General features: G+C 66.0%; 4 protein-coding genes and 1 pseudogene. 3 read left to right on the top strand and 2 right to left on the bottom strand.

Going from position 1 to position 4652, the window contains the following annotated elements; genetic code table 11:
* Positions 1-954: chorismate-binding protein (locus tag MK313_RS17855; protein ID WP_287783526.1), on the bottom strand; the 954-nt coding region annotated here is incomplete at its 3' end.
* 33 nt (positions 955-987) lie between these two features.
* Entirely contained in the window at positions 988-2871 is a 1884-nt protein-coding gene (locus tag MK313_RS17850; RefSeq protein WP_287783523.1) for a peptidyl-prolyl cis-trans isomerase, read from the bottom strand.
* A gap of 239 nt (positions 2872-3110) precedes the next feature.
* Here MK313_RS17850 and tpiA point away from each other — a divergent pair, with 239 nt between their 5' ends.
* From tpiA to MK313_RS17835, 3 genes and pseudogenes are all read left to right on the top strand, one after another.
* Positions 3111-3863, top strand: coding sequence for a triose-phosphate isomerase (tpiA, locus tag MK313_RS17845; RefSeq protein WP_287783520.1), 753 nt, complete (start codon positions 3111-3113; stop codon positions 3861-3863).
* A 66-nt stretch (positions 3864-3929) separates the two neighbouring features.
* Positions 3930-4277, top strand: a complete 348-nt coding sequence (secG, locus tag MK313_RS17840; RefSeq protein WP_008943595.1) for a preprotein translocase subunit SecG — start codon at positions 3930-3932, stop codon at positions 4275-4277.
* Between the two features lie 118 nt (positions 4278-4395).
* Positions 4396-4652, top strand: a pseudogene (locus MK313_RS17835) (CTP synthetase); the annotation flags it as partial.

The raw sequence follows: 4652 nt of genomic DNA, 5'->3' as shown, positions 1-4652 counted from the left end.
GTGGCGGGGGCGGGCCTGGGGGCGGAGCGGCACGGTGTCGCCGCGCAGCCGCACCAGTATTTCGGGGGGGGAGCCGACGATGGATAACTTGCCGAAATCGAGCAGGAACAAGAAGGGCGAGGGGTTCAGCCGCCGCAGCGACCGGTAGAGCGCAATCGGCGGCAGCTTGAAGGGCACCTCGAAGCGCTGCGAGGGCACCACCTGGAAGGCATCGCCGGCCAGGATATATTCCCGCGCCTTGGTCACCATCGCGTGGAATTCCTCCCGCGTGGTGTTGGAGGTCGGCTCCGGCGGGGTTGCCGTGGCGCCGCTTGCCTCCCGCCGGAAGGGCAGGGAGCGGCCGAAATCCTCGATCACGTCTGACAGCCGTTCGCGCGCCTGGCGATAGGCTGCCTCCGCATCAAGGCCGGTCTCCACGCGGGCCGGGGTGATCAGCGTCACGCTGTCCTCGATATTGTCGAACACGGCGATGATGGTCGGGCGCACGAACATGCCGTCCGGCACCTCATAGGGCTTCGGCTTCGGGTTCGGCAGATGCTCCATCAGCCGCACCATGTCATAGCCCATATAGCCGAACAGGCCGCTGGCCATCGGCGGCAGGTTGGCGGGAACCTCGATCCGGCATTCCTCGATCAGCGCGCGCAGGCTTTCCAGCGTCGGCTTGTCTTCCTTAACAAAGGCGGTCTCGTCGAAACGGGCCTGGCGGTTGATCTCCGCCTCCTCGCCCTCACAGCGCCAGATCAGGTCCGGCTTCAGCCCGATGATGGAATAGCGCCCCCGGATGGCGCCGCCTTCCACCGATTCGAACAGGAAGGAGTTCGGGCTGCCATCGGCCAGCTTCAGCATGGCGGAAACCGGCGTCTCCAGGTCGGCGACCAGTGTGGTCCAGACCAGCTGATGCTTTCCCGCTTCGTAGGTCCGGATGAAGGCGTCGCGATCGGGAAAGGTGGTCATGGCTCGGTCTGTGGCTCGATCTGGGGTGTGGGATCAGAAGAAACGGTCGATGACGGCCCGGTCAATCTCGACCGGGTAGGTCTGGCGCAGGCCGGCGGTGAGGCTGGCATAGAGGTCGTTGCCCATGCCCTGGTTCAGCGCCTGGCGCAGTTGGTCGAGGGCGCCTTCCTCCGCCTGTGCCGGATCGGCCGGGCGGATTTCCTTCAGCACCATCACATACTGCCCGTCCTGCGAGCCGACCACCTGCACCGCACCGGTGGTAAGGCGGAAGGCTGCGGAGGCCAGGCTGCGGGGCAGGTTTTCCAGCCCCTGGCCGTCGCGCGTGAAGGGGGCGGTAGTGGCGCTGGAGATGCCGGCGGTGCTGGCCACCTCGGCGATGGCGGTGCCGCCCTTCACCTGCTCGGCGAGTGCCTCGGCCTTCTGCTTCGCTGCTTCGGCACGGCGTTCTGCGAGCACATCCTCCCGGACCTGCTCGCGCACGCTCTCGAACGGCTTCACGGCCGGCTCGGTAACACTATCGACACGCAGCACGGTGAAGCTGCCATCCTGGCCTTCGATCGTGTTGCTCTGCTGGCCTTCGGCGGTCTGGAAGGCGGCTTCCAGGAAGCGCTGCGGGGCAGGGAGGTCGGTCACGTCCGTACCTTCGGCGGTCTTGCCGGCTCGGGTGATGTTTTCCAGCTTGCGGACCGGGGCGTTAAGGGTCTGCGCGGTCTCTTCCAGCGTGGCGCCGCTGGCCAAGCCGTCTTCCAGACGGTTCGCCATCTCGAAGAGCTGGTCGAGCGCGCGTTCCCGCGCCATCTCGGCGCGCAGTTCCTCACGCACATCGTCAAAGCTGCGGGTAGAGGCGGGCTTGATGCTATCGACGCGGAAGATGTGCCAGCCGAACGGGCTGTTCAGCGGCTCGGTCACGCCGCCTTCCGGCAGGGCGAAAACGGCATCGCCCAGCCCACCGACCAGGTCGCCCTGGGAAACCCCGGCAAGGGTCAGGTCGCCCGGCCCCATGCCGGCCAGTTCCTGTGCCACGGCGGCGAAATCCTGACCGCTGGCGAGGGCCGTGGCGGCCTGCTTCGCCTTTTCCTCGTCGGAGAACAGCATCTGCGACAGGTCGCGCGTTTCCGGCGTTGCGTAGCTGGCGGCCCGCGCCTCGTATTCGCGGCGCAGGTCTTCGTCGGGAATCAGGGTTTCGGCGGCCAGCGCTGCCGCCGTCAGCGTCACATAGCTGACAGAACGGTATTCCGGCGCCAGATAGCGGCGTTCGTTGTTCTTGTGGAACTCGACCAGCTCCGCCTCGGTCGGCGCGGCCACATCCTGCATGCTGCTGTTGGCGACGAAAATCAGGTCGGCAACGCGCTTCTCGGCGCGGTGGCGGTACAGCCGGTCCACCAGGATGTCGGGGGCCGAGGCGCTGGCCAGCGTGGCATTGATGACGTTCTGGCGCATCAGTTCGCGGCGCATCGTCTGCACATAGCCATCCTCCGTCATGCCGACGGAGCGCAGGGCGGCGACGAACTGGTCGCGGCTGAAGCTGCCGTCCGGACCCCGGAAGGCGGGCTCCGCGGCGATGGCTTCGCGCACCATCGCATCGGTCACCACGATGCCGCGGTCGCGGGCAAAGGCCAGGAAGACGGCATCGGTCGCCATGGTGTCGATCACCGTGTCGAGCAGGCCCAGCTGGCGTGCCTGTTCGGTGGTAATGGTCTGGCCGAAGCGCTGGCGCAGCGTGGCGATCTCGGACTGCAGCCGCTCATTCACCTGCCGCGCCGGGATTTCGATATCCTCGACCTTGATGATGATGTCGCTGGTGTTGCCGCCCCGGAACATGTCCTCGATGCCCCAGACAGCAAAGCTGAGGACCAGAAGGACGAACAGGAGCTTCACAAGCCAGGACGCGGTCTTGGTTCGGATCGACTGCAGCATGGTCGTTCTAGGCTTTCGGTTAAGCAAAAAACTGCCCGGAAACCGCCCGGACGGACCTCACAGCCAATCGGGCCGGAGAGGCCGGGCATCATAGAGGGGGCGCCCTTTCCGCCGCAACCTGAAATGGGCCGGTTTCCGTGGGGAGTTGCGCGCGGACTGGCAGAATCCCCGACAGGCATGTTAGTAACCGCCCGCGAAAGTGATGGACATAACCGACGAACCTGACGGGAGGGCAGCAAATGGCGCCACGCAAGCTGATCGCCGGCAACTGGAAGATGAACCTGCTGAAGGCAGAAGGGGAGGCGCTGGTGCGCGCGCTGGGCGGCAGCCTCTCCGGCACGCCGAAGCCGGTCTGCGATGTACTGGTCTGCCCGCCTTTCACGCTGCTGGGCGCATTGGCGCCGCTGTGCCGGGAGACTGGCCTGGCACTGGGCGCGCAGGATTGCCACGCCAAGTCGTCGGGCGCTTTCACCGGCGATGTGGCGGCGCCGATGCTGGCGGATGCCGGCTGCACCCATGTCATTGTCGGTCACTCCGAACGGCGCAGCCTGCATGGTGAGGACAATGCCACCGTGAAGGCGAAGGCGGAGGCGGCACTGGCCGCCGGCCTTGTCGCCATCGTCTGCGTCGGCGAGACCGAGGCGGAACGCGATTCCGGCAAGGCGGAGGAGATTGTGGTCGCGCAGCTACTGGCCTCGCTGCCGCAGGGGGCATCAGCGAAGACGCTTGTCGTTGCCTATGAGCCGGTCTGGGCCATCGGCACCGGCCGCACGCCGACGGTGGAACAGGTGGCTGAGATGCATGCCGCACTCCGCAAGGCGCTGGGTGGTGCTCTCAGCGATGCGGCCGGCGTGCGCCTCCTCTATGGCGGGTCGGTGAAGCCGGGCAATGCGGCGGAGCTGCTGGCGGTCGCCAATGTTGATGGCGCGCTGGTTGGCGGGGCCAGCCTATCCCACGGGGATTTTTGGGCGATCTGCCAAAGTTGCGGCTAGCAAATTGCCGTCCGAGACGGTACAACACCGGCAATCTTTATCCTTTAGGCAACCCGCAGGTTTTTCATGACCACGATCATCCTGGTCATCCATAGCCTTTTGGCTCTGGTGCTGATCGGCATCGTTCTGATCCAGCGCAGCGAAGGCGGCGGACTTGGTATCGGCGGTGGCGGCGGCGGTGGTGGCGGCTTCATGACCGCACGCGGCAGCGCCAACTTCCTGACCCGCACGACGGCGATCCTGGCTGCCTGCTTCATGGGGACCAGCCTGGTTCTGGCGATCCTGGCGGGTGGGCACAGCCAACCGCGTTCCATCGTGGACGATATCTCGACGCAGCCGGCTGGCACCCAATCGCCTGCCGCGCCGCAGGGGAATACAGCGCCGGCCACGCCGCGCGCTCCGGTCAGCCAGTAAGCGGGCTTGCCGGTTCATTGCTTTCTCGCCGGGCACGGTTTCCTGCCGCGCCCGTCCTTTCCTACAAGCCCAACTTGTCGCATGACGGTTGGGCTTTTCTGATGTAGTTTGCAGGTCCATGACGCGTTTTATTTTCGTTACCGGCGGCGTGGTTTCTTCTCTCGGCAAGGGGCTGGCGTCGGCAGCGCTTGGGGCGCTGCTGCAATCGCGCGGCTATGCCATCCGGCTGCGCAAGCTTGACCCTTACCTGAACGTCGATCCCGGCACGATGAGCCCGCTGCAGCATGGCGAGGTGTTCGTGACCGATGACGGCGCGGAAACCGACCTTGACCTCGGCCATTACGAGCGCTTCACCGGTATTCCCGCGCGCCGCAG

This window comes from Oceanibaculum sp. (assembly GCF_022449305.1).
In the GTDB taxonomy this organism is placed as follows: domain Bacteria; phylum Pseudomonadota; class Alphaproteobacteria; order Oceanibaculales; family Oceanibaculaceae; genus Oceanibaculum; species Oceanibaculum indicum.
Note: the sequence above shows the minus strand (reverse complement) of the source record. Positions and strands in the feature narration are given on the sequence as shown.